The sequence below is a fragment of the Streptomyces sp. NPDC020898 genome (genome assembly GCF_044333925.1).
Taxonomy (GTDB): domain Bacteria; phylum Actinomycetota; class Actinomycetes; order Streptomycetales; family Streptomycetaceae; genus Streptomyces.
Genome location: NZ_JBIRRV010000019.1, coordinates 42318 through 65511, shown reverse-complemented (window position 1 = coordinate 65511; position 23194 = coordinate 42318). Strand labels below are relative to the sequence as shown.

The 23194-nt window shown below is 70.0% G+C and carries 25 protein-coding genes; 10 read left to right on the top strand and 15 right to left on the bottom strand.

The genetic code is table 11. The features are described from left to right. Positions 1-127: 127 nt before the first annotated feature. Complete coding sequence (locus ACH4TV_RS39710; RefSeq protein WP_398406212.1) at positions 128-1060, bottom strand: glycosyltransferase family 2 protein; 933 nt, start codon at positions 1058-1060, stop codon at positions 128-130. 83 nt (positions 1061-1143) lie between these two features. Next, positions 1144-2511 (bottom strand): PucR family transcriptional regulator, encoded by a 1368-nt coding sequence (locus tag ACH4TV_RS39705; protein WP_398406211.1) that lies wholly within the window; start codon positions 2509-2511, stop codon positions 1144-1146. 231 nt (positions 2512-2742) lie between these two features. On the opposite strand from ACH4TV_RS39705, the gene ACH4TV_RS39700 reads away from it, so the two are divergent. After that, positions 2743-4524 carry an FAD-binding dehydrogenase gene (locus ACH4TV_RS39700; protein WP_398406210.1) on the top strand — a complete coding sequence of 594 codons (1782 nt, stop codon included), beginning with the start codon at positions 2743-2745 and terminating at the stop codon, positions 4522-4524. A gap of 100 nt (positions 4525-4624) precedes the next feature. Here the strand turns inward: ACH4TV_RS39700 and ACH4TV_RS39695 are convergent, their stop codons facing one another. Together ACH4TV_RS39695 and ACH4TV_RS39690 are read right to left on the bottom strand one after the other, a co-directional pair. Then, positions 4625-6049 (bottom strand): Tat pathway signal sequence domain protein, encoded by a 1425-nt coding sequence (locus tag ACH4TV_RS39695; protein WP_398406209.1) that lies wholly within the window; start codon positions 6047-6049, stop codon positions 4625-4627. A 187-nt stretch (positions 6050-6236) separates the two neighbouring features. Further along, positions 6237-7448 carry an acyltransferase family protein gene (locus ACH4TV_RS39690; RefSeq protein WP_398406208.1) on the bottom strand — a complete coding sequence of 404 codons (1212 nt, stop codon included), beginning with the start codon at positions 7446-7448 and terminating at the stop codon, positions 6237-6239. Positions 7449-7805: 357 nt separating this feature from the next. Here ACH4TV_RS39690 and ACH4TV_RS39685 point away from each other — a divergent pair, with 357 nt between their 5' ends. Further along, positions 7806-8033, top strand: a complete 228-nt coding sequence (locus ACH4TV_RS39685; RefSeq protein ID WP_398406207.1) for a hypothetical protein — start codon at positions 7806-7808, stop codon at positions 8031-8033. Next, on the top strand, positions 8034-8357 hold the full coding sequence (locus ACH4TV_RS39680) for a hypothetical protein (RefSeq protein WP_398406206.1): 324 nt from the start codon (positions 8034-8036) through the stop codon (positions 8355-8357). A gap of 236 nt (positions 8358-8593) precedes the next feature. Here ACH4TV_RS39680 and ACH4TV_RS39675 read toward each other — a convergent pair whose 3' ends face one another. The 3 genes from ACH4TV_RS39675 to ACH4TV_RS39665 are packed head-to-tail and all read right to left on the bottom strand — an operon-like array spanning position 8594 to position 9697. After that, complete coding sequence (locus ACH4TV_RS39675; protein WP_398406205.1) at positions 8594-8932, bottom strand: hypothetical protein; 339 nt, start codon at positions 8930-8932, stop codon at positions 8594-8596. 46 nt (positions 8933-8978) lie between these two features. Then, the gene (locus ACH4TV_RS39670) at positions 8979-9272 is read right to left on the bottom strand and encodes a hypothetical protein (protein WP_398406204.1); all 294 of its coding nucleotides are present in this window, start codon (positions 9270-9272) and stop codon (positions 8979-8981) included. Continuing rightward, entirely contained in the window at positions 9260-9697 is a 438-nt protein-coding gene (locus ACH4TV_RS39665; protein WP_398406203.1) for an ATP-binding protein, read from the bottom strand. Before ACH4TV_RS39665 ends, ACH4TV_RS39670 begins: the two co-directional genes overlap by 13 nt. 190 nt (positions 9698-9887) lie before the next feature. Between ACH4TV_RS39665 and ACH4TV_RS39660 the strand changes: the two genes are divergently transcribed. From ACH4TV_RS39660 to ACH4TV_RS39650, 3 genes are read left to right on the top strand one after another with little or no spacing between them, the layout of a single operon-like run. Continuing rightward, positions 9888-10754, top strand: a complete 867-nt coding sequence (locus ACH4TV_RS39660; protein ID WP_398406202.1) for a helix-turn-helix domain-containing protein — start codon at positions 9888-9890, stop codon at positions 10752-10754. Next, positions 10751-10966: a DUF397 domain-containing protein gene (locus ACH4TV_RS39655; protein ID WP_398406201.1), complete on the top strand. Its 216-nt coding sequence runs from the start codon at positions 10751-10753 to the stop codon at positions 10964-10966. The genes ACH4TV_RS39660 and ACH4TV_RS39655 overlap by 4 nt, the downstream gene beginning before the upstream one ends. Next, positions 10959-11246 (top strand): hypothetical protein, encoded by a 288-nt coding sequence (locus tag ACH4TV_RS39650; protein WP_398406200.1) that lies wholly within the window; start codon positions 10959-10961, stop codon positions 11244-11246. Before ACH4TV_RS39655 ends, ACH4TV_RS39650 begins: the two co-directional genes overlap by 8 nt. Before the next feature lie 9 nt (positions 11247-11255). On the opposite strand, the gene ACH4TV_RS39645 is transcribed toward ACH4TV_RS39650, so the two are convergent. The 7 genes from ACH4TV_RS39645 to ACH4TV_RS39615 all read right to left on the bottom strand — a co-directional run bounded on the left by ACH4TV_RS39645 (position 11256) and on the right by ACH4TV_RS39615 (position 17617). After that, entirely contained in the window at positions 11256-11636 is a 381-nt protein-coding gene (locus ACH4TV_RS39645; protein WP_398406199.1) for an antibiotic biosynthesis monooxygenase family protein, read from the bottom strand. A 54-nt stretch (positions 11637-11690) separates the two neighbouring features. Then, positions 11691-13229, bottom strand: coding sequence for an MFS transporter (locus ACH4TV_RS39640; protein ID WP_398406198.1), 1539 nt, complete (start codon positions 13227-13229; stop codon positions 11691-11693). Between the two features lie 129 nt (positions 13230-13358). Further along, positions 13359-14672: an NtaA/DmoA family FMN-dependent monooxygenase gene (locus ACH4TV_RS39635; RefSeq protein WP_398406197.1), complete on the bottom strand. Its 1314-nt coding sequence runs from the start codon at positions 14670-14672 to the stop codon at positions 13359-13361. After that, a complete protein-coding gene (locus ACH4TV_RS39630; protein WP_398406196.1) occupies positions 14669-15508 on the bottom strand; it encodes a creatininase family protein in 840 nt (279 codons plus the stop codon). The genes ACH4TV_RS39635 and ACH4TV_RS39630 overlap by 4 nt, the downstream gene beginning before the upstream one ends. Continuing rightward, a complete protein-coding gene (locus ACH4TV_RS39625; RefSeq protein ID WP_398406195.1) occupies positions 15505-16389 on the bottom strand; it encodes a dihydroorotate dehydrogenase in 885 nt (294 codons plus the stop codon). The genes ACH4TV_RS39630 and ACH4TV_RS39625 overlap by 4 nt, the downstream gene beginning before the upstream one ends. A gap of 48 nt (positions 16390-16437) precedes the next feature. Then, on the bottom strand, positions 16438-16992 hold the full coding sequence (locus ACH4TV_RS39620) for a nucleoside 2-deoxyribosyltransferase (RefSeq protein WP_398406194.1): 555 nt from the start codon (positions 16990-16992) through the stop codon (positions 16438-16440). 139 nt (positions 16993-17131) lie between these two features. After that, positions 17132-17617, bottom strand: a complete 486-nt coding sequence (locus tag ACH4TV_RS39615) for a flavin reductase family protein (RefSeq protein ID WP_398406193.1) — start codon at positions 17615-17617, stop codon at positions 17132-17134. 273 nt (positions 17618-17890) lie between these two features. Between ACH4TV_RS39615 and ACH4TV_RS39610 the strand changes: the two genes are divergently transcribed. From ACH4TV_RS39610 to ACH4TV_RS39595, 4 genes are all read left to right on the top strand, one after another. Next, positions 17891-18904: an Lrp/AsnC family transcriptional regulator gene (locus ACH4TV_RS39610; protein ID WP_398406192.1), complete on the top strand. Its 1014-nt coding sequence runs from the start codon at positions 17891-17893 to the stop codon at positions 18902-18904. 89 nt (positions 18905-18993) lie between these two features. Continuing rightward, positions 18994-20883, top strand: coding sequence for a SpoIIE family protein phosphatase (locus tag ACH4TV_RS39605; protein ID WP_398406191.1), 1890 nt, complete (start codon positions 18994-18996; stop codon positions 20881-20883). Next, positions 20865-21332, top strand: coding sequence for an SRPBCC family protein (locus tag ACH4TV_RS39600; protein ID WP_398406190.1), 468 nt, complete (start codon positions 20865-20867; stop codon positions 21330-21332). Before ACH4TV_RS39605 ends, ACH4TV_RS39600 begins: the two co-directional genes overlap by 19 nt. Before the next feature lie 105 nt (positions 21333-21437). After that, positions 21438-22247: an NAD(P)-dependent oxidoreductase gene (locus ACH4TV_RS39595; RefSeq protein ID WP_398406189.1), complete on the top strand. Its 810-nt coding sequence runs from the start codon at positions 21438-21440 to the stop codon at positions 22245-22247. A 252-nt stretch (positions 22248-22499) separates the two neighbouring features. Here the strand turns inward: ACH4TV_RS39595 and ACH4TV_RS39590 are convergent, their stop codons facing one another. Continuing rightward, complete coding sequence (locus ACH4TV_RS39590; protein WP_398406188.1) at positions 22500-23153, bottom strand: response regulator; 654 nt, start codon at positions 23151-23153, stop codon at positions 22500-22502. Between the last annotated feature and the right edge of the window lie 41 nt (positions 23154-23194).

Genomic DNA, 23194 nt, shown 5'->3' with positions numbered 1-23194 from the left:
GGCGCGCGTCAGCTCTGGCCGGCAGTCGCAGGGTGCGGGCGAGGTGGGCAACGCGGCCGGATCCGGTTGCGCGAAAGGGCCCGGACCGCCAGAGGTGATGGTCAGGGACCGGATCGAGGCCGCGGCGTCACAGGATCGGCGGTCGGCCCAGCCGGGTCAGTCGCCACACCGTGCGCCAGCGCATCGGGCGGCGCTCGCCCGCCGGTTCGCGCAGGCCCTCCGCGAAGCCGCCGAACCAGGCCCGCAGCGCCCCTTTGGAGCGGGCGCGCAGGACGGTGATCGCGATCCATACGCCCAGGTGCACCGGGATCAGCGGCAGCGGCAGCCGGCGCCGGACCAGCCAGACCCGGTTGCGGGCGGTGACCCGGTGGTAGATGGCGTGCCGGGCGGGCGAGGTGCTGGGGTGGCGCAGCAGGAGACGCGGTTCGTAGAGGATCTTCCAGCCGCCGTCGACGGCCCGCCAGGCGAGGTCGGTCTCCTCGTGGGCGAAGAAGAAGGCGGCGGGCCAGTCGCCGGTCTCGTCGAGCATCGTCATGCGCAGGGCGTGGCCGCCGCCGAGGAACTGGGTGACGTATCCGCCGAGCATCGGGTCGCCCGCGCCGGGCCGGGGGACGTGCCGGCGCTGGGTCACACCGTTCTCGTCGGCTATGCGGAAGCCGACGATGCCGAGCCGGGGATCGGCGGCGTACAAGTCCCGTACGCGGCTGAGCACATCGACGTCGACGAGCAGGCCGTCGTCGTCGAGGTCGACCACGACGTCGATGTCACCGAACGCGCGCAGCCGGGCCAGGGCCACGTTGCGGCCGCCCGGGCAGCCGAGGTTCTCGTCGACCTCGATGGTGGTGACCTCGCCGGAGAGACCGGGGAGTTCGGGCAGTGCACAGCCGTTGCCGACCAGCACGATGCGGGCGGGGGCGAGGTCCTGCTTGGCGATCGACTCCAGCAGCGCGTTCAGCGCGACGGGCCGGTTTCCCATGGTCACCACGGCCACCGCGATACGCGGCTCCACCGTCATGCCACCCACCAGACCCACCTCGTTCCGGCCGCCGACGTACACCATCGCGGTCGGATGCTATCTGTTTACAGTAAGGATGTATTAAGTACGCATTAAGTACGTCTCTTCTCCATAACACCCTACGGCTTTCAGCTGGAGCCCGACCCCAGCCACGTCCGCAGCGCCCACCACCAGTGCAGTGTGCCCAGCGGCCCCGAAGCGCTGCCCGGCACGTCGTCCGCCAAGGACTCTCCCGTGAGTTGCTGAAGTCGGGCGAGGCGATAGCGGATGGTGTTGGGGTGGGTGAACAGGGTAGCCGCCGTCCGGTCGAGGCGGCGACCGTGGTCGAGAAACGTCAGCGCGGTGACCGCGATCTGGCGGTGGAAGTCGTCCCGCGGGTCGAGGTCCGCGAGGAGCCGGGCGCTGAGCCAGGCGCCGAGGAGCGGCTGGCCGGCGAGGGCGATCTCTGCGGCCAACTCGGTGAGTTCGTACACCCCGTGGCGCCCGTCGGTCCCGTCGGCTCCACCGGTCCCGTCGAGGTCCAGGGCGCGGACGCAGAGGCCGTACGCCGCCCGGAGGTCGTCCAGGGGCACGGCCGGTGAGACCACGACGAGCGCCCCGCCGCTCTCCGCACCGCCCGCTGCTCCCTCCCCCGCCGGCTCCCCCTCCTCCGCCTGGATCTCGTCGCCTGCCGGCAGCCGTGGATACAGGCCCACCAGCCGTCCGTCGAGCATGCCGAAGAGGCAGCCGCGCAGGGCGGCGAGGCGGTGGGCCAGGCGGCGGGTGCGGGCGGGGTCGCGGCGCGGGTCGGCGACCAGGCAGTGGCGTACGGCGTCCTGGCGCAGCCCTGCTCGCGCCAACTCCTCGGCGGCAGGCGGCTGTTCACCCTCGACGAGCAGCCGGCGGAGCAGTCGCGCCCGGGTCTCGCCCAGCCCGCGCGGGGTGCCCCACTCGGCGGCGCGGTACCCGCTGACCACGTGCCGTTGCAGGGCGTCGCCGTACTCCTTGAGCCGCATGACGGTGGCGAGCAGCGCCGCGTCGGGTACCCCGGCCGAGCGGCAACGGTCGACGGTGATCTCGACGGCGCGGGTGTGGGCGGCCTGAACTCCGCGCAGTACGGCGGTCATCGGCACGCCCTGACCGGCCCGGTCGGCACCGAGCAGCAGGGCGGCGGCGAAGTCCTGTTCCTCGACGCCCTGTTGCTCGTCGCCCTGTTGCTCGTCGTCCGTTGTCCTGGGGTCCTCCGACGTACTGGAGTCGCCCGAACGAGGGTCACCGGTACGGGAGTCACGCTCGCCGGGGTCTCCCAGCCAGGCGCCGGCCGCGTTGATCATGGCGGTGACGTGCCAGTGGGTCTCCGCCTCCGCGAGGCGGGCCACCTCCGGGGAGTGCATCCGGGCCGCGTGCACGAGTTCGCCCTGGACGTCCGCGTCCGTGGCCATGGCCCGCAGCACCTCGGTGACGGTCGCGTGTTCGGACCGCTCGGAGCGTCCGGACCGCCCGGTGAGGGTCGTCATGGGCCTCCCCTTCCGCGTCGGTGCGGTGTCGCCGGGACACAACGGAGAGTCGGATGCGTTGGCTCCCGGCTACTACCGCGCTGTCGTACGGACCTGATTCCCTGGGCGCTACCGGCGGTAACCTCAGGCCCGCCAGAAGTACGCCCTCGGCACAGGCGCCCTCGCGCACGTGCACGCGCACCCGATTCTGCACCCGCACCCGCACCAGCCGCACCCCCGGAAGGCACCCACATGGAGCACTTGACTGACCCCGTGAGCCGCCGCCGGGCGTTGACACTGGCCGGCGGCGCGGTCGCCGCGACCGCTCTCACCCAGACGGGCACCGCCTTCGCGGCCTCGGCGGCGGCCACGTCGGCCGACGCGATCGTCGTGGGCGGCGGGCTGGCCGGACTGGTCGCCACGGCCGAACTCGCGGCGGCGGGCCGCAAGGTGCTGCTGCTCGACCAGGAACCGGAGTCCAACCTCGGCGGCCAGGCGTTCTGGTCGTTCGGCGGACTGTTCTTCGTCAACTCCGGCGAACAGCGCCTGATGGGCGTCAAGGACTCGAAGGAACTGGCCTGGCAGGACTGGCTGGGCACGGCCGGCTTCGACCGGGGCATCGACGACCCGCTGGGCCAGGACCACTGGGCCTACAAGTGGGCCGAGTCGTACGTCGACTTCGCATCCGGCGAGAAGCAGTCCTGGCTGATCGGGCTGGGCATGCAGTGGTTCCCGATGGTCGGCTGGGCGGAGCGCGGCGGCGGTCTCGCGGACGGCCACGGCAACTCCGTACCGCGCTTCCACGTCACCTGGGGCACGGGTCCCGCCGTAGTGGAACCGTTCGAGAAGAAGGTACGGGCGGCGGTGGCGTCCGGTCTGGTGACGTTCAGGTTCCGGCACCGCGTGGACGAGCTGGTGCGCACGAACGGCGCCGTCACCGGCGTGCGCGGCGCGGTCCTCGAACCGAGCACCGCCGCGCGGGGCAAGGCCAGTTCGCGCACGGTGGTCGGGGACTTCGAGCTGAGCGCGCCCGTGGTGATCGTGACGTCCGGCGGGATCGGCGCCAACCACGATCTCGTACGGCGGAACTGGCCGGCCCGGATGGGCACCGCGCCCAAGTCGATGATCGCGGGCGTGCCCGCGCACGTGGACGGGCGGATGCTCGGGATCACCGAGAAGGCGGGCGGCCGGATCGTCAACCCGGACCGGATGTGGCACTACACCGAGGGCATCAAGAACTACGACCCGATCTGGGCCAACCACGGCATCCGCATCCTGCCCGGCCCGTCGTCGATGTGGTTCGACGCGAAGGGCAAGAGGTTCTCCGCACCCGACATGCCGGGCTACGACACCCTCCACACCCTCAAGACGATCGTCGACACCGGCTACGACTACTCGTGGTTCGTGACGACCCAGAAGATCCTCGCGAAGGAGTTCGCGCTCTCCGGATCCGAACAGAACCCCGACCTCACCAACAAGGACATCTGGAAGCTGCTCTCGCGCGCCTGGCAGACCCCGGAGCCGCTCGAACGGTTCAAGAAGTACGGCGAGGACTTCGTCGTGTCCACGACGCTGTCCGAGCTGGTCCGGGGCATGAACAAGCTGACCGGCACGAGCCTGATCGACCTGGCCACGCTCCAGCGCCAGATCGAGGCACGGGACCGCGAGATCGACAACGCGTACAGCAAGGACCTCCAGGTCATGGGCATCCGCAACGCCCTCGCCTACCCCGGTGACGTCCTCAGCCGTACGGCGTCCGCCCACAAGATCCTGGACTCCTCCGCCGGACCGCTGATCGCCGTACGCCTCAACGTCCTCACCCGCAAGACACTCGGCGGCCTCCAGACCGACCTGTCGGGCCGCGTCCTCGACGCCACCGGCACCCCGGTTCCCGGGCTGTACGCGGCCGGTGAGGTCGCGGGCTTCGGCGGCGGCGGGGTCCACGGGTACCGCTCACTGGAGGGGACGTTCCTCGGCGGCTGCCTGTTCTCGGGCCGACAGGCAGGCAGGGCGGCGGCAGCGGCGACGGCCTGACCGGCCGGGGCTCAGGCTCAACTCCTTTGGGTGCGAGGCGCGTCGGGGTTCCGACGCGCCTCCCGCGCGTTGGCCGACAGGGCCGCCGCCGCTCACATACTCACGCGCGCAGGGGGTTCGTGCGGGTTGCCGCCAGCAGGTACCAGGCGGTCGCGCCCGCGTGCCGGTACGGGTAGTAGCCGAAGCCGAAGCCCGTGTCGAGGGGGCTGGTCGCCGAGACGACCCCGGCGCGTTCGGGCAGGGCCCGGCCGCCGACGGTCTGTCCGGTGCCGAGGAGTTCCTGGGCCCGCTCGATGGAGGCGATCAGCCGGTGGGCGCGTGCCTCGTCGCCGCGTCCGGCCCGGTCCCGCAGGGCGAGCGCGAGGTGCGCGGTCCCCTCGAACCACACGCCGTTGCGGTTGGGCCGGGGCTGGAACTCGGCGATCGGCGCGTCCTCGTTCGCCACCAGGCTCGCGGAGCTGAAGGTGGCGCCCTCGTACGACTGTCCCGCGGGCACCGTGCTGTTGGTGCGGTCGGACCGGTCCAGGACGGCCAGTTCGGCGCCCGCCCAGTCGAGGGATCCGGAGTACCGGCGGGAGTCGAGGGCGAGGTGGGTCCAGGTCTGGGTGTCCTCGGGGATCGGGAACTTGTTGACGGTCACGCCGTCGTTGGTGCCCGTATAGAAGAAGCCCCCTGACCCAGTTCCTGCTCCTGCTCCTGTCCCGGCGGCGGGTTCCCACATCTTCTCGACGAACGCCCGTGCCCTCGCCCGCCGCTCCCGCCACACCGGGTCCCCGGTGAGCTTGGCGAGCCGTCCGAAGAGGCAGACCAGGTCGGTGTTGTGCTCGGTCGAGCTGAACGGCAGTTTCACGTTCGCCCCGTCGACCCCGAACTTGTAGCCGCCGAGGGGCTGGTCGGTGCCGCCGTTCACCTCGATCCAGGTGCCGATCCGCACGGCCCCGTCGAGGAAACGGCGCTTCCCGGTCCGGCGGGCCAGCGCGCTGAGCGCGATCCCGGCCCAGGCCATGTCGCCCACGGCGGTACCGGTGAAACCGAACTGGGTGCCGACGTTGGCTGTCCCGTCGGCTCGCACGAACCCGTCGGGCTGCGCGACGCCGTCGAAGAAGACGTACGGCCCGACGTTGTAGGCCTGCCGGAGCCTGCCGTCGTCGTACGCAGGGTCGTTGGCCTGCGCGTACAGCAGCGCGTCCCCGAGGGCGACGGCCCGGGTCTCGCCGTCCTCGGTGCGGACCGCGAGGTGGGCGAGTATCGCGAGGGCGTTGTCGTAGGTGAACGCGGTGCTGAACAGGTTGGCCTGGTCGGCGTAGCTCTGGGTGAGGCTGAGGGTGCCGTGGTCGGGGTACGCGTCCATGGCGGCGGCGAGGAAGGTATGACCCCGGCGCCGGGCCGAACTCCCGGAAGCGGTACGGGAGTCGGCGGCGTGGGCCACTCCGGAAGCCGCTGCCGTGAGCGCCGCGGCGCCGAGACCGGCGGCCCCGATGAGCGCACGGCGGCTGGGACCTGACGTACCGGGCCTGCCGTTCATGGGACTCCTTCAAAGGTTTGAGAGCGCTCTCATGAACGCGCGCGCTCATTCTGCTGGTACGCCCGGGGTGGGTCAACGCCCATGACACGTACGTGGGTTGCCCCTTGCCTGAACCGGCTCCGGACGCCGGGAAACCCCGGGCCAGAAGGGTGACCCGGGGTTTCGGCGGAGGGGGCGGTCTGCCGGTTCAGGTGGTGTTGGCCGAGGCGTTGCGCAGCCGCGCGAACGACGTGTCCAGTCCCCTCTTCAGCAGCCGCGCCAGGGGCGCCTCGACGAACTTGTGGATCAGCCAGCTCAGTACGAGGAAGCCGGCGATGACGGAGATGACCAGCAGCCGGGCGTCCATGGTGTCGCGCAGGCGGTTGATGATCGTCGTACCGACGAGGTAGTGCGTCAGATAGAACGGGTACGTCAGCGCACCCGCCGTGACCAGCCACTTCCAGCGGATGCGGTCGGTGTAGCCGAGCGCGATGGCGACCATGACCAGCAGGAACACGGTGAAGATCAGCACGCTTCCGCGCCAGCTGGAGACCCGTTCGACCGTGTCGATGCGATGCCCGAGTTCCATTTGCCCCATCAGCCACGACATGGCGAGGATGCCCCAGAGCAGCAGGTCCTGGCCGAAGCGGTGCATGAGGTAGAGGGCGAGACCGGCGATGAAGTACCAGGCGCCCTCCGGGTTGATGATCAGCGTCGCCGGGCGGAATCCGGCGGCCGGCGCGATCATCGCGGCGGCTCCCCAGAGGCAGCAGAACACCACGACCTTGCGGTACGTCAGCCCGGTCACGACGACGGCCATGAAGAGCAGGTAGAAGCGCAGCTCCGACCAGAGGGTCCAGTACACGCCGTCGACGTTCGACACGCCCGAGCCGGACTGGAGCATCGTGAAGTTGAGCAGGACCTCGCGCGTCGGATGCCGCTCCCACACGCCGGGCAGGGCTATCAGGGCGGCGGTGGTGAAGATGATGGCGAACCAGTACGCGGGGTAGAGCCGGATCACGCGTGAGGTGAAGAACTGCTTCGGGGTGCGGCCCCAGCACGACATACAGATCACGAAGCCGCTGATCACGAAGAAGATCTCGACGCCGATCCAGCCGTATGCGGAGAACCGGAACCAGGTCGGCATGATGTCGGACACCGGCCGGTCCCAGATCAGGTTGTTCGGCTGGTTGGCCCGCCAGGTTCCGGCGTAGTGGTGGAAGGCCACCACGAGGGCCGCGAGCAGACGGAGCCCGTCGATGGCGTACAGCCGACGGTCGCCGCGGCCCTGGATGGCGGCGCGCTTCGCCGGCGTCCGGGTGGACTTCTTCGTCGTCCCGGGGGCCTCCGGCGGCTGCTCGGCGGCGACAGGCGGGAGAGGCTGCCGCGGAGAGGGGATCACCTTCTGCAGCCCTCCCATGACCCGTCCCCGTACCGGCGGCCCACTGTCCGCGCCCTGCATCGACACCTGTTCAACCCCCATCAGAGAAGCCCACCCGCAGTGACCACCCGCCCAGGGAACGGCAGCGACCTGCGGCGGACCGGCGGACGCTTGCCCGGCGACAGTCACGCCAAACCCTCGAACACCGTAGAGCCCCATGGCTCACGCACAGAGACTTCTGAGTCATATCAAGGGTTGTAGGCCGCGCGGTGTGATTTTCAACGAGCTGCGGTGTGAGATTCGACGGGATGTGGAAGCTGCGGATCCTCTTGGCGGGGAGCTCTCCTCCGTGTCGGAGTACGTCGCACTCGCCCACCGGCGCTGGGCCGCGACGCCGTGAGGAACGGCCAGCCGGTTCCCGGCTACCGCATCTACCAGCAGAACGGCGGATCCGTGGCGGTCTTCGACGAGATCAGCAAGACCTGGTCTGCATACGCCCCGGACGGGGTTCCGCAGACGATGTACAAGCCCAAGCCGTACGACGCGGCGACCAACCCGAACGGATGCGAGGGCACGCTGGAAGACTGGCTCCGGGACCCCGGACGTGGAACGGAGCTCGGGTAGATGCCACCGGCAGACCAGAACCCAGCAGACCCGGCAGCCTCTCGAAACGCGGAAACCTCCGACAAGAACCTGGAGGAGACTGTCTGCCGCATCTGTGGCCTGGACGACGGAGAGCTCCTCTGGGACCGGCACGGCGCTCCGCAGTACGTAATCTGCGACTGCTGCAGGATCGAGTCGGGCCTCGGCGACACCAACCTGCCGCAGGTGCGTGAGAACCGGGGCTACTGGGTCGCCGTCGGTGCCCCGTGGCACGACCCGAAACGCAAGCCGAACAAGTGGGACGTGCTGGAGCAGTTGTCCCACATCCCGCCCGAGTGGCGCTGACCGTCCACTCGAATGAAGGCGGGCCCGCGTGACAACACGCGGGCCCGCCTTCGTCGTACTGCTGACGATCAGCGCGTCGGCCGCAATAGCACCGCCGTGACCGCCAGTCCCGCCGCCGCGATGCGATGTCGGGCAGGGCGTCGTGCCCATGAACCCTTCTTACGATTTCGCCTCTACTGCGGGACGCGCCTTTGCGCGGTGAACAGCGGATTCCCGCCATACAGCACCGCTTTCACCTACGGGTTCTCGAAGGGCTCGTCACTCCAGCGGAACCATGCGTGGCCGTCCCGGATGTGCAGCAGGAACTCGGCGACGGGGCCTTCCGGGGACACTAGATTGAGGCCGTGGGCGATCCGGTCGTACGCGTCCTCGAACCGCTCGTACTCCTCCGCCTCGACAAGCGCGAGCGACTCGGCGAACCATGGTTCGACCTCCACGAACGCCGGTTCCGGCACGAACCGGCCGCTCAGCCAGGGGAAGTCGGCATCCTCGATCACGATCTCGCCGACCAGCGCGTCGTCGCGCTCCAGCCGCCAGACCTCACCCTCGAAACCCACGTCGACCTGCCTCCCCATGTCGTGGGCACACCCTAGATCCCGCCACTGACATCAGCGGGACGGATCACCGCTCCTCGTGCATGGCCTGGTGGACGTAGAGGCGTACGGGGTCGTCGTGCGGTGTCTGGTGCCAGGGGCGGGGTGGTGGAAGTGCGGGTGGCTGCCAGCAGGCTTCTTCGGGGAGGGGTGGGGTGGTGCGGTCTTTGCGTCGGTGCCAGCGTCGCCAGCGGGCGGTGTGGGGGTTGGGGAGGGTCCAGACGTACGGGTCCGGCGTGCGGGGTGGTTGGTCGACGGGGGCTGGTGGGGTTGGCCGGCGGGGGCGGAGTGCGGCGGCCAGTCGGGCGGTCAGCCGGAACATGCGGGGGCGATCTCCGGCAGCGGGAAGGTGGCCCAGGAGCGCTTGGTGTAGCGGCGCAGGTCGTATCCCCAGTGGCTGGTCAGTGCCGCGATGACGGCCAGCCCGCGTCCGTCTTCGTCGTGTTGGCCGGCGGTGCGGGGTGTGGGGAGTTTGTCCTTGTCGGGGTCGGAGACCTCCAGGAGCAGGTGGTCGCCGTGGAGGGTCAGGGAGATCTCGACGAGGGAGTAGGTCACTTCGCAGTGGCGTACGGAGTTGGTGACGAACTCGGTGGCGACGAGGGTGATGTCGGCGGTGAGGTCGGTGGGCAGGCCCCAGTCGGCGAGGGCTTTGCGGACCTGGGTGCGGGCGTCGGGGACGTTTCTGGGGTGCTTGGGGATGCGGAAGATGGTGGCTTGGTGGGGCTGGGGTGAGGTGGGTTCGGGCATGGCGGTGTCCCTCTGACATGTCGTCAAGTCGGCGCCCCTGAGCGGCGCGTCCTCCAGAAGGCTAGGACACAAGTAACCTGAACAGCAATCGAACGGTTACGCATATATGCTGAACCCTGTGGTGCTGGTTCATAGCCCTAGAGTGGTGATCGCATGACACGGGGTTACCGGAGGAGAAGGGGAGGATCCGATGCCCACAGGGGGACGTCCGACCGTGCGCAGCAGGCGACTTGGCGCAGCGCTCAAGGAGTACCGGCGCGCCGCGAAAGTCGATCAGCCGCAGGCGGCCGAGTTGCTCGGCGTGCATCAGACCAGGGTCAGCCGCATCGAGAGCGGCCACGTCACCGCGCGCGTGCTGGAGATCCGTACGCTGCTGGACGCGTACGGCATCGGGAACCCGGAAGTCCGTACAAAACTTGAGGCGTTGTCGAAGAACGCCAACCGTCGCGGCTGGTGGCTCGAACACGCCGCGCACCTGCGGCCGGACTACCTCGACCACATCACGCTGGAGGACGACGCGACCTACATCAGGGATTGGGAGCCCGTCCTTTTCCCCGGCCTTCTGCAAACCGCTGCCTATGCGGAAGCGAGCATCACCTCAGGGCCCGACTACATCGCGCCTGAGCTGGTCGCCCAGTTGGTGAAGGTGCGCGAGGAACGGCAGGCGAAGATCAGTGAAGGCGGGGCCAGTTACACCGCGATCATCTGGGAAGCCGTCGTCACCCACCCGTTGGTGGACGCCGAAATCCACCGAAGCCAGCTGGCCGCAATCCTTGAGACCGGGAAGCGGAAGAACGTGACCGTGCAGGTACTGCCGTTCGCCGCAGGGGCGTTGGCAGGCTCAGCCTCGGCTTTCTCCTCCTTCAGTTTCGACTCGGAGCCAACCGTCGAAGCCGTGACGCTGGAAAACCTGAGGGGCACGTCGGTTCTTGAGAGTTCCGAAGACCTCGCGGCTTACGCCAATGCGTACGACCTACTACGCTCGGCAGCACTGACACCGGACGCCAGTGCGACACTCGTCCGGCGCGCACTGCGGAGCAGCGAGGACGCATCGTGACCGAGGTTGTAGGCCCCTTCCGGAAGTCGTCGTACTCCGGCCAGCAAGGCAACTGCATAGAAGTGGCCCCCACAACCGTGGGCGGCCGTGCCGTGCGCGACAGCAAGAACGCCACCGGCGCCGGCCCGATCCTCACCTTCGCCCCCGGCGGCTGGCAGGCCTTCCTCGTGTGCGCCCGGACCGAGGAGTTCGGCCGCTCCACGCGTGGCTAGTGCTGGGAGTCCACCAGGCCCCGAGTGGGAGACCGTCTGCCGTGTCTGCGGGTACGACGACGGTGTGGAGCCCTTCTGGGAGCAGGGCTGGCCCAACGAGGGTGCCATCTGCCCGTGCTGCGGCAACGAGCCCAGCATGGGCGATGTCAGCGTCATGGGGATCCGCGACTACCGCGGCTACTGGCTCGGCCAGGGCGCCCCGTGGCGCTCACCGAGTTGCCGCCCGAAGGGCTGGGACCTCCTCGACCAGGTGACCCACATTCCGGCTGAGTGGCGCTGACTGGGCCGGTCAGTCTGCTGTCGGGCTCTGCGGGTCCTCCGCTCGGATGAAGCCGCTGCTCCGTTCCACCTTCGCCACGTGCAGCGTGTAGCTCTGATACCACTCGGCCTGCCCGCGCTTCTGCGCCGCTCGGTGCTCGGCGTTGGTCCGCCACTCCGTGAGGGCCTCGGCGTCGCGGAAGTAGCTGACGGTGATGCCCAGCCCGCCAGGCGTCTGGGCGTGGTCCATCCCCAGGTACCCGGGGAGGTTCTGCACCAGGTCTTCCATGCGTGCGTTGGTCTCGCTATAGCCGTGCTGCTCCTGGGTTCGCACGGTGGTGAAAACAGCCACGTAGTACGGGGGTTCATGGGCCTCGACTGGTGCGACAGGCGCTTCCGAGTGATCGCTCATGACGTCACCGTAGGGCGGGATACGCCCAACGTTCCAGCGCCTTTCCCAGGTGAGTCAGGCGCCGGCCTGGGAATCCGCCCCCGCCCGCAACAGCACCGCCGCCATCACCGCCGTAACCGCCAGCCCCGCCGCCGCGATCCCCGCCACCGCCGTGAAGCCGCCGTCGTACGCCTGTTGCGCTGCCCGGAGGAGGTCGGCGGCCGTGTCGGGGGGGACGTGGGTCATCACGTCCTCCGTTGCCGCGAAGGAGTCCTCGGCCGCCCGGTGGTCGTCGGCGTCGAGGCCCGGTACCGAGGGCAGGCCTGTGCGGTAGGCGGCTGTCAGGACCGTGCCGAGGAAGGCGACGCCCAGGCCGGCGCCCAGTTCGAAGGACGTCTCCTGGATGGCTGCGGCCTCTCCGGAGCGCTCGGGCTCGGCGGCGCCCATGATCGAGTCGGCACCCAAGGTCATGACGATGCCGGCACCGTAGCCCGCGGCCAGGAGGGGGGCGAGGAGCACGGTGTAGTGGGAGGCGTCGCCGACGAGGGCGACGACGGCTAGGGCGGCCGAGAAGAGGGCCAGCGCTCCGGTCAGGGAGCCGCGATTACCCCAGCGGTTCGCTGCCCAGGGGGCCGTCACCGCGCCGACCGCGTTGGCGCCGGCCAGCGGCATGAGGGCCAGGCCTGCCATCAACGGGGAGTATCCGCCGACCTGTTGGAGCCACTGGGTGAGGAAGAAGAGGAGGGCGACGTAGCTGCCGAAGCAGACGATCACGCACAGGGTGGCGGTGCTGAAACGGCGTTCGCGGAACAGGGAGAAGTCCAGGAGCGGTTCCGCGAGGCGGCGTTGGCGGTGGACGAAGACGTACAGCAGGGCGCTTCCGGCGGTGGCCGTGATGAGGATGACCGTGTTCACGCCGGCGTGCTCGCCGATCTGCTTGAGCGCGTAGACCACGGCGGCCAGGCCGGTGACCGACAGCACCACGCTCGCCAGGTCCCATCGGCGCGGGACGGGGTTCCTGGACTCGGGGATCACCCGGGCGCCGACGGCCAGGAGGACGACGATGACCGGGACGTTCACCAGGAAGACCGCGCCCCAGCCCCATCGCTGCGTGACCAGGCCGCCCACCAGCGGGCCGATCGTCGCGCCGACGCTGTGGGCCGCCGTCCAGACACCCAGCGCGAGTGCCCGCTCGCGGTCGTCCGGGAAGACGACCCGGATGATCGCCACCGTGGAAGCCATGATCATGGCGGCGCCGATGCCCAATGCCGCGCGGGCGGCGATGAGTTGGGGCGTCGACGTCGCGAAGGCCGCCGCCGCCGAGGCGAGGCCGAAGGCGAGGAAGCCGCTCAGCACCATGCGCCGGCGGCCGATCCGGTCGCCCAGCGTGCCGCAGGTCACCAGCAGGGCGGCCAGGGTCAGCGAGTACACGTCGACGATCCACAGCAGCTCCGCGGCACTGGGCCGCAGATCCCGGCTCATGCTCGGTACGGCGACGTGCAGCACGGTCAGGTCGATGCCGCAGAGCAGCAGGCTGCCGGAGACCACCGCCAGGACTGCCCATCGTTGTGGTGAGGAGACCGGCGTCTCCTCCTTCTCCAACCCTGTTGTCATGGGCTCAGTCTCCGGACGTACAGACAGGTGTCACAAGTACGGTCATTGATGTCTCCTGGAGCGTGCGCGACGACGGCACGCGGCCGGGGGGTATGCCCCCGGCCGCGTGAGCTCGGGCCGTCCTCCGGCTCAGAATTCCGCCAGGTTCTGGCGGAGCGTCTGGCCGGGGGTGTACGCGGTCCGGGTCAGGCCGCGGCGTTGCAGTGCCGGTACGAGGCCGTCGGTGACGTCGGCGATGTAGTGGCGGTTCAGCCGCAGCAGCGGGGTCGTGAGCATGAAGCCGTCGCCGCCGACCTCCTCCATGATCTCGCCCATCCGCTCGGCCACCTGGTCCGGTGTGCCGACCAGATCGACGGACGACACCAGCCCGCCCGCCCCGTCGATCACCAGTTCCCGCAGGGACTTGCCGCTGCCCCACTGCTGGAACTTGTCGAGGGTGCCCTGCTCGCCGTTGGTCGTCAGCCGGTGCGGCAGCGGCTCGTCGAGGGAGAACTGGGCGAAGTCGATCTCCGTGAGGGCGGAGACCTGGGCCAGGATGTCCTGGATGAACTGCGGGGAGGACACCATGCGGGCCTGCTTGTCACGCGCGTCCTGCTCCGTCTCACCCAGCACCGGCGTGACGCAGAACAGCACCTTGATCTCGTCCGGATCGCGGCCGAGCGCCCGCGCGTGCTCGCGCACGTCCTCGCGGAACGCCTTCATGTTCTCCACCCCGCTGGCGATGGCGATGATGGAGTCCGCGTTGCGCGCGGCGAAGGCCCTGCCCCTGGGCGAGGCGCCGGCCTGCACGAACGCGGGCCGGTGCTGCGGCGAGGGCACGGTGTTCAGCGGCCCGCGCACACTGAAGTACTTGCCCCTGAAGTGGACGGGCCGCACCTTGGTGTGATCGACGTACACGCCCTTGTCCCGGTCGAGTACGACGGCGTCCGCGTCCCAGGAGTCGAAGAGCTGACGGACGACGTCGACGTACTCGTCGGCCATCTCGTAGCGGACGTCCCTCGGGGGCAGTTCGTCCAGGCCGAAGTTCTGTGCGGCCAGGTCCTCGGCACTGGTGACGATGTTCCAGCCGAACCGGCCGCCGAGCATGCTGTCCATCGTCGAGGAGAGCCGGGCGGTCATGAACGGCGGATAGGCCATGGTGGACAGCGTCGCCACGATCCCGATCCGGGAGGTGGCCAGCCCCATGGCGACGGCGAGCGGGACCGGGTCGTGCTTGGGGACGACCATCGCCTGCTTGAGCGCCGCCTCCGAGGAGCCGCCGTAGCTCTCCGGGACCATCAGCTTGTCCTCGACGATGACGTAGTCGAAGCAGGCACGTTCCAGCGCCTGGGCCACCTCCGTGTGGAACTTGCCGTCCCAGGGCAGCCCTCCGCTGCCGAACGGGCCCTGCCAGTCGTCGGGCGTGAAGTTGAAGATGAAGGCGAGATGGAACTTCCGCGTCACGATTCTTTCCCGTCTTTTGCGTCTTTGGCTGTACGGCGATCCGGGCTCGTACGGGCGAACAGCAGCCCCTCGCCCTCGCGCACCATCGCCGTCGCCTCGTCGACGACATGGCGCAGGAGTTTCTCGCCCAGGGCCGCGCTCGCTCCCGAAGTCGAGGACAGGACACCCTGGTTGGTGGTCTGCCCGACGTCGACGGGATGTAGGTAGACGCCCGCCCGGGGCGGCCTGTCGTGGTCCGGGCGCAGCTCGGTGACGAGGTCCGGGTGGAGGTGGAGCATCAGGCTCGTCTCGGTGACGCCCGCGTGTTCGGCGTGCCAGCCGGGGAAGTCGGGGACCTCCGCGTCGGTCCAGGTGTCCCGTACGAGACTCCACCAGCTGAACGCGAACACCTCCTTGCCGTCCAGCAGCCCCTGCTGACGTACCTGGTCCAGCGCCTCGAAGAGGAAGGGCTCGTTCTCGTAGTGCCCGTTGACCACGATCAGGCGGGCCGACGGAAGTGCCGCCAGGGAGGCGAGCGTCTCGCGCAGGAAGCGGACGAGGGTGTCACCGCCGACGTACACCGTGCCGGGGAAGTGCAGCCCGCCGCCGCTCTGTGGCAGCGACCGCGCGCCGATGGGCTGTGCGGGGAGCGTGAACGCGTCGAGTTCGGCCGCGATCTCGCCGGCGAACGCCTCCGCCAGCAACAGGTCGACGGAGAGCGGCAGATGGGGCCCGTGCTGCTCGATCGCCCCGATGGGCCAGACGACGGTACGTCCGCTCAGGGCCTCGACGACCTGGGCGCTGGTCAGATCGGTGAGCTGTCGCCGTCGTCCGGAGTGCTGGTGCCGGTCCGTCATGTCGCGACTCCCTGTACCTCGGGCCGCGCCTCGTGCCGGTCGTCGAGGATCTCCCGGGTCTCGGCCAGGATGCGGTCGAGGGTGTCGTACATCTCGGTGTGCAGGGCCGTGTAGACCTGGGCCGCGTTCGCGCCGACGTGCAGGTAGTCGGCGACGTCCCGGCCGCTGCTCACGCCTCCGCAGCCCAGGACGGGCACGTCGAAGCCCCGTCGGCGCAGTTGCCAGACCGCGGCGAGGACCAGCGGCTTGATGCCGGGGCCCGAGTAGCCGTACGCGCCGTCGAGTTCGAGCCCGCCGGTCGTCGGGGACACGGCGACGCCGGAGATGGTGTCGCTGACGGTGACGGCGTTCGCGCCGCCGGCGATGGCGGCGCGGACCCGGTCGTGCAGGCCCTCGCCGATGGCCAGTTTGACGGAGATGGGGAGGGAGGTCCGGCCGCGGGTCTCGGAGGTGTAGGCGTAGACCCGGTCGGGGTTGTCGTCCTCCAGGCCGTCCTCCTCGTTGAGGCACGAGATGCCCAGCTCCAGCGCCCGGCAGCCGCTCGCCTCGACGTCCTTGGCCAGCGCGGCGAGTTCGGCCGGCGAGTCGGCGTGCAGGGAGGCGATGACGGGCAGCCGGTCGGCGGCGAACGAACGCAGCACGTCCAGCCAGTGGTTGACGGACCGTTTGGAGTACGTGGTGCTGTTCAGCATGCCGACGGGGAGCCGCACGATGCGCTCGTCCAGTCCCTGCGGCGGGTTGGGGTGGATGGTCTTCGTGACGACCGCTCCGGCTCCTCTTTCGATGAGCCTGCGGATGTTGCGCTCCTGGTCCGTCAGCAGACCCGATCCCACGATCACGGGGTTGTCGAGTTGAAGGTCCAGGATGGAAACGTCGGGCACTGGTCTCTCCGTCCGGCGGATGCGGTGATGAACGGGGATGGGGTGCCGCTACGCGACGAGGCTCGCGCCGATCGCCTCTCGCTGGTTGTCGGTGGCGGCGAGGACCGCGTCGACGAGCAGACTCGGCTTCTCGGTGAACTCGTCGAAGTCGATGACCTGTACGGCGCCGACCCGGTGCAGTCCCTTGAGCAGGTGGCTCGCCGAGTCGACGAACGGCTGCTTCGTGATGATGACGATGGGCCGCCCGAGGGCCGTGGCCCAGCCGAGCTCCACGTGGGTGCCGTCGGTCCGACGTAAGGTCTCGTCGTCGAGAACGGGCAGTACGGGGACGAAGACGTCGCACTTCTTCATCCAGCGGAAGTCGCGCACGGAGACCTGCTCGGGAGTGAAGGCCGCGGTCTCGGCGCCGAACTTCTCGACCACGTGCGCGGAGAAGACGTTCGCGCCGTTCTCCTTCACCAGGTCGATCGCGGTGGTGATCGCGTCCTGCAGGTGACTCACGAAGCCGTTGCCGTTGTCGAGGATGGCGTGCTGGATCGGGCCGCCGACGAAAACGTCGAGTCCCGCGAGCAGTCCGGTCGTACGCGGGGAGTTTTCCGACATGGTGACACCACTCCGGTTTCTGGGGTCGCTGAGAAGAAAAGGGAACGACAAAGGGAACGAGGGAGGAAGAGGAGAAAGGGAAAGACGGGGAGAGAACGGGAGGGGGGAAAGGGAAGGGGGGAGGGCTGCCGGGGCAGGGTCAGCCGACGTCCGCTGTTCGCGTGTAGCGGCCGCGGTGGTAGAGAAGCGGCGCCGGCGCATCGGGCGACGCGCCCAGCCGGTGCACGTCACCGACCACGATGAGGTGGTCACCGCCGTCGAGTTCGGCGTGCAGCGAGCAGTCGATCCACGCGGACGCGCCCGCCAGCCGAGGGGAACCGCTCGGCGCGGCCGACCATTCGACGCCCGCGAACTTGTCGCCGCCGGAATGCGCGAAACGTTCGCTGAGCCCGTGCTGGTGCTGTGCCAGCACGTTGATACAGAACGTCCCGCTGCTCCTGATGACGGGCCAGCTCGACGAGGTGCGGCTCACGCACAACACGACGCGCGGCGGCTGGAGGGAGAGGGAGGAGAACGACTGACAGGTGAAGCCCATCGGCGTGCCCGGTCCCCTGGGCGTGTCCGGCCCCCGGCCGGTGACGACCGTGACCCCGGTACAGAAGTGGCCCATGACCGAGCGGAACACACTCGGCGTGATGTTCGAGGTGACGTGATCCTGGACTGCTGCGACTGCTGCGGAGAATGCTCCGGAAGTGCCCTCGCCTAACAAGCTCTGTCCTCTCGGCCGGTAACGGCCAGTCGGCTACAACAAGCCCATCGCGCTTCGCTGTTCTTTCGCTCTTCTTCGCTGTTCTTCGTTGTTCTTCGCTGCCGGTGATGACTAGACCACTATGCCCTACGTGATCGATCACGACAACAACCCGGTTTTGGCCGACAAAAATCCTGCCATCATGCCGTCATGGTGAAAGATTCAGACATCTTTGAGCGGGATGATCAGCGGATCGTGGCGGCCCTCCAGGTCCATCCACGGGCCGGTGCGGGAGAGATGGGCCGCATTCTCGGCGAGCACGAACGGACGGTCGCCCGGCGGGTCCAACGCCTCACCGCCGCAGGTCTGATCCGGAGCACGGCGGTGCCCGACCACGTCCGGTGCGGGCTGGGCAGTTCGGTCCAGGTACGGCTGAGAGCGCCGCGAGGGTGTCTGGAAGAGATCGCCGGGGCATTGGCACAGCGCGACGAAGTGCTTGGTGTCTCGGCGGTGAGCGGCGGCGGTGGCCTCCTGTGGTGCGAGGTCGTCGTGCGGTCCCGTCCGCTCCTGCACTCGTGGACGGCCGAGGGTGTTCCCGGCCTCGACAACGCCGATGTGCTCAACACCTATGTCACGCTGCGCCCGTTCACCACGGGGCCGCAGTGGCATGCCCCGGTCCTCACCGAGGAGGAGGAGAAGCGCTTGCGGGCCAGCATGGTCCAGCCACTGTCCGGCCTCGCCGACCGCTACACGCTCTCCCCCACCGACGAACTCGTCGTGGCGGCCCTGACGCACAACGCGCGCATCAGCCTGACCGACCTCGCGAAGGAACTGGGCTTCTCGACGGCCACGTCCGGGCGTCGGGTGGCCTCCCTGCTGGAACGCCGGCTGCTCCACCTGTACACGGTGGTCGAACCGGCCCTGCTCGGCCGTCCCGTCGAGGCGCGGATCCGGCTGAAAGTGCATCCGACGGCACTCGAAGAGGTCGGCACCGCACTCGCCGACTCCCCCGCCGTGCGCTACTGCGCGGCCGTCGCGGGACGGCACAACCTGCTGGCCGATGTGTGCCTGGAGCACGAGAGCGCCCTGTACCGGTTCACCGTCGAACAGCTCGGCGGTTTCGCGCACATCCTCGACTACAGCACGGAGATCATCACGCACACGTACAAGCGAGGTCCCGACACTCCCGTCGCCTCGGTCACTCCCGTCGCTCCGGTCACCTGACCGAAGATCATGCCCTCGAAGGGAAGGGCGCCCGGAGGAATCTCCCAGCTCCGCGTGCGCTCGCCCCTCAGCCGTGATCGGATGCTGGAGTGGACCGGCAGCGGGCCGGCGACGAGGGCGCGGGCGCGGGTGAGAGCGAGGACGTGGGCGTGGATGCGCCGGAGGGCGGTCCGGGCTTCTGGCTCGCCTGGCCGGCGCGGGTGCGCGAGCTGCTCGGGCAGATCCTCGACGGGACGCCCGCGGCGATCGGCGTCCTCGACACCGAGCTGCGTTACCGGTACGTCAACGCCACCCTGGCCCGGATGAACGGCGTACCGGCCGGCGAACACCTCGGCCGTACGATCAGCGAGGTCGTCCCCGGTGTCGAGGCCCGCGAGGACGTGCTGCGGGCCGTCGTCGCGGACGGCATCCCCCGCGAGACCGTCTCCAGCGGCCACACCCAGGCCGACTCCCCGTTGGAACGCCGCTACTGGCACGGCGCCTACCACCGGCTGGAGCGGGACGGGCGCGCGGTGGGGATCGTCGGCATCCTGCTGGAGATCTCGGCCGCCCGTCAGGAGCAGCGGGAACTGGAGCGCGTACGGGCCCGGCTGACGCTCCTCGACGAGGCCGCCACCCGTGTCGGCACCACCCTGGACATGGAGACCACCTGCCAGGAGCTGGCCGAGTTCCTGGTGGCGAAGCTCGCCGACGCGGCCACCGTGAAGGTCCTCCCCGAGCACGGCACCAGCCGGGCGCCCCGGGACGGCTCGCTGCGGCTGCGGCGGGCGGCGCTGGCGGCGGTGCCCGAGCTGGAGACGGTGATGCGGCCGCTGGGCCGGCCCGGCGAGTACGTCGACCACCAGCCCGGCTCGTCCGTCGTCCGCTGCCTGGAGAGCGGACGTCCGGTGATCGACAACCTGATGGACGAGCAGCAGTTGGGCCGCGCCGCCGCCCACACGGGAAACGTCGGCGCCTACGTGGCCGCCGGCATCCACTCCGCCCTGATCGTGCCGCTGACGGCACGCGGCCACGACGTGGGCACCGTCACCATGGTCCGGGCGGGCGACTCACCCCTGTTCGACGAGACCGACGCCGTGATCGCCCAGGACCTGGCCGGCCGGGCCGCCATCAACCTCGACAACGCCCGCCGCTACACCGCCGAGCACAACGCCGTCGTCCAGTTGCAGCGCGCGCTGCTCGCCGAGCCGGGCCGACCGCACCCCGACATCGACGTCGCCTACCGTTACCGGCCCGCCGGGCGGGGTGTCCTCGTCGGCGGGGACTGGTACGAGACGGTCGCCCTCGACGACGGACGTACCCTGCTCGCCCTGGGCGACGTGATGGGCCACGGGCTGGAGGCCGCCGTCGCGATGAGCCGCTACCAGGCCATGCTGCGCGTCGTCGCCGCCCGTGAACCCGCCCCCGACCGCATCCTGCTCGAACTCGACCACCTGCTCCACACCACCGCCGCCGACCGCCCGGCGACCTGTCTGATCGCCGTCGCCGACCCCCGCCGGGGCACCTGCACCTACGCCAGCGCCGGACACCTGCCACCCGTCGTCTTCCGCCCCGACGGCCGGGCCACGCTCCTCCCCGTCCCGCCCGGCCCGCCCCTGGGCACGGGCGACAGCCGGTACGTGTCGTACACGGCCCCCTGCGAACCCGGCCACACCCTGCTCCTCTACACCGACGGCCTGATCGAACGCCGTCACGAGGACATCGACACCTCCCTGCGCCGCCTCACCCGCGTACGGGGTTGCCAGGCCCCCGAGGAACTCCTCGACCTCGTTCTCGACCAGGTCGCCCCCGACGATCCGGAGGACGACATCGCCCTGGTGGCCGCCCGCAGACCGGAATCGAACCCGATTCGAATCGAGGATGAGAACCGGAGATTAGGATTCCGCGCGTGGAGCCAACAGAGCGAGCAGAGCAAACTGACGGATCAGGCGGAACGGGCGGAACGGGCGGAACAGAGCTCGTGGAACGGTTCGAGGTGACCCGCTCCATAGCGGCGCCCGCGACCCGGATATTCGGCCTGCTCTGCGACCCCGACGGGCATGTGGACATCGACAGTTCGGGGATGCTCCAGTCGGCCGACGGCGACGCCGTGCGCGCGGCCGGGGACTCGTTCGTCGTGCACATGGACCGCGAGGCGCTGGGCGACCGTCCGATGGGCCGGTACGACGTCACCGTGGAGATCACCCGGTTCGAGCAGGACACGCTCATCGAGTGGACCCCGACGTCCCCGCACTTCCAGCCCTCCGTCAACCACCACTTCGGCTACCGTCTCCGGCCCACGGCGAACGGCACCGAGGTGACCTCGTACTACGACTGGAGCCGCATCCACGAGCGGTACCGGGCCGCCGGGGTGTTCCCGATCCTCCAGGAGTCCGCGCTGCGCGCCACGCTCGGCATCCTCGCCCGGACCGTCGAGCGACCCGTCTGACCGTTTGATCTTCTCCCACTCGCGCCGCCTCGCTACAGTCCCATGGGACAGAAACGAGAACGGGCTTCTCCGACAGGAGAACCCGATGCGGGAGCGGAGGGCATCGTGAGGGCAGGGTTCATCGGGCTCGGCAACATAGGGCTGCCGATGGCGCAGCGCATCCGGGCCGAGGGCCACGAACTCACCGTCTACGCCCGCCGGACGGCCTCGCTCGAACCCTTCGCCGGTACGGACGTACGCCTCGCGGCGACTCCGGCCGAGCTGGGCGCGGCGGTCGACGCGGTCGGCGTCTGTGTCTTCGACGCGGCAGGCGTGGAGGAGGTCGTGTTCGGGCCGGACGGACTGGCAGGCGCCCTCGCACCGGGCGGTGTGGTGCTCGTGCACAGCACGCTGTCGCCCGCGCAGATACGCGGGATCGCCGACCGGGCGGCGCCGTACGGCCTCCGTGTCCTGGACGCGCCGGTGAGCGGGGGCGGCGCCCGGGCCCTCGCCGGTGAGCTGACGATCATGGTGGGCGGCGACGGCGAGGCCCTGGCCGACGTCTCCGCGCTGCTGTCGGCGCTCTCGCAGCACGTCGTACATCTGGGCGGGGTCGGGGCCGGGTCGTACGCGAAGCTCGTCAACAACGCCCTGTTCGCCGCGCAGATCGTCCTCGCGGACGACGCGATGCGGGCCGGGGAGTCGCTGGGCGTCGACCCGGCGGGCCTCGCGGACATCCTGACGAAGGGCAGCTCGGCCTGCGTCGCCTCCGGAGTGCGGCTGCGGGCCGGCTCCCTGGCCGGGATCTCCGGATCGCCGGCCGACGCGACGCTCACCAAGGACGTCACGCTGACGGCGGAGCTGCTCGGCGACGCTCCCGGCAGCGAACTCGTGGACGTGGCACGGCGTTTCGTCGCGGCGATGCGGCGCGAGTGACCCGATCCGGGGACGGGGGCCGGGGGGCGGTCGGCCGGCAGGGGACGGCGGATCGACAGGTCGGCGCTCGGGGGACGGCGGATCGACAGGTCGGCGGATCGGCGCTCGGGGGACGGGGGACGGCGGATCGACAGGTCGGCGGATCGGCGCTCGGGGGACGGCGGATCGACAGGTCGGCGGATCGGCGCTCGGGGGACGGCGGATCGACAGGTCGGCGGATCGGCGCTCGGGGGACGGCGGTCGAAGGACGGTTCAGCGCTCGCCGAGCAGTCCCGCGTCGTGGGCCAGGACGGCGGCCTGTACGCGGTTGGCGCAGCCGGTGCGGGTCAGGATGCGGCTGATGTGGGCCTTGACGGTACCGGCGCTCAGATACAGCTGACCGGCGATCTCCGCGTTGGAGAGGCCGGTGCCGAGCAACCGCAGGACGTCCCGTTCGGCCGGGGTCAGCTCGTCGGTCCTGCGCAGCGCGGCCTCGGTGTCCCGGCCGGACCGTACCTGCCGGTCGAGGAGTTGCCGGGTGATCCGGGGCGCCAGTACCGGCTCACCGCGCGCGGCGAGCTGCACGGCGCGGATCAGGTCGGCGGGGCCGGTGTCCTTGAGGAGGAATCCGCTCGCCCCGGCCCGCAGAGCGCGCGTCACGCCGGCCTCCTCGCCGAACGCCGTCAGCATGACGACGCAGGTGCGGGGCGCGAGCCGGGCGATGTCCACGGCGGCCTCGATGCCGTCGGTGCCCGGCATCTGGATGTCGAGCAGGGCCACGTCGATGTCCTGGGCGCGGCACGCCTCGACCGCTTCCCGGCCGTCGCCCGCCTCGGCGACCACCTCGATGTCCTCGCCGTTCTCCAGGATCAGCCGGATTCCCGCGCGCATCAGCGCCTCGTCGTCGGCGACCAGAACTCGGATCATCGGCTCATCGTAGGGCTGCCGCAGGTCAACTCAGCGCCGCC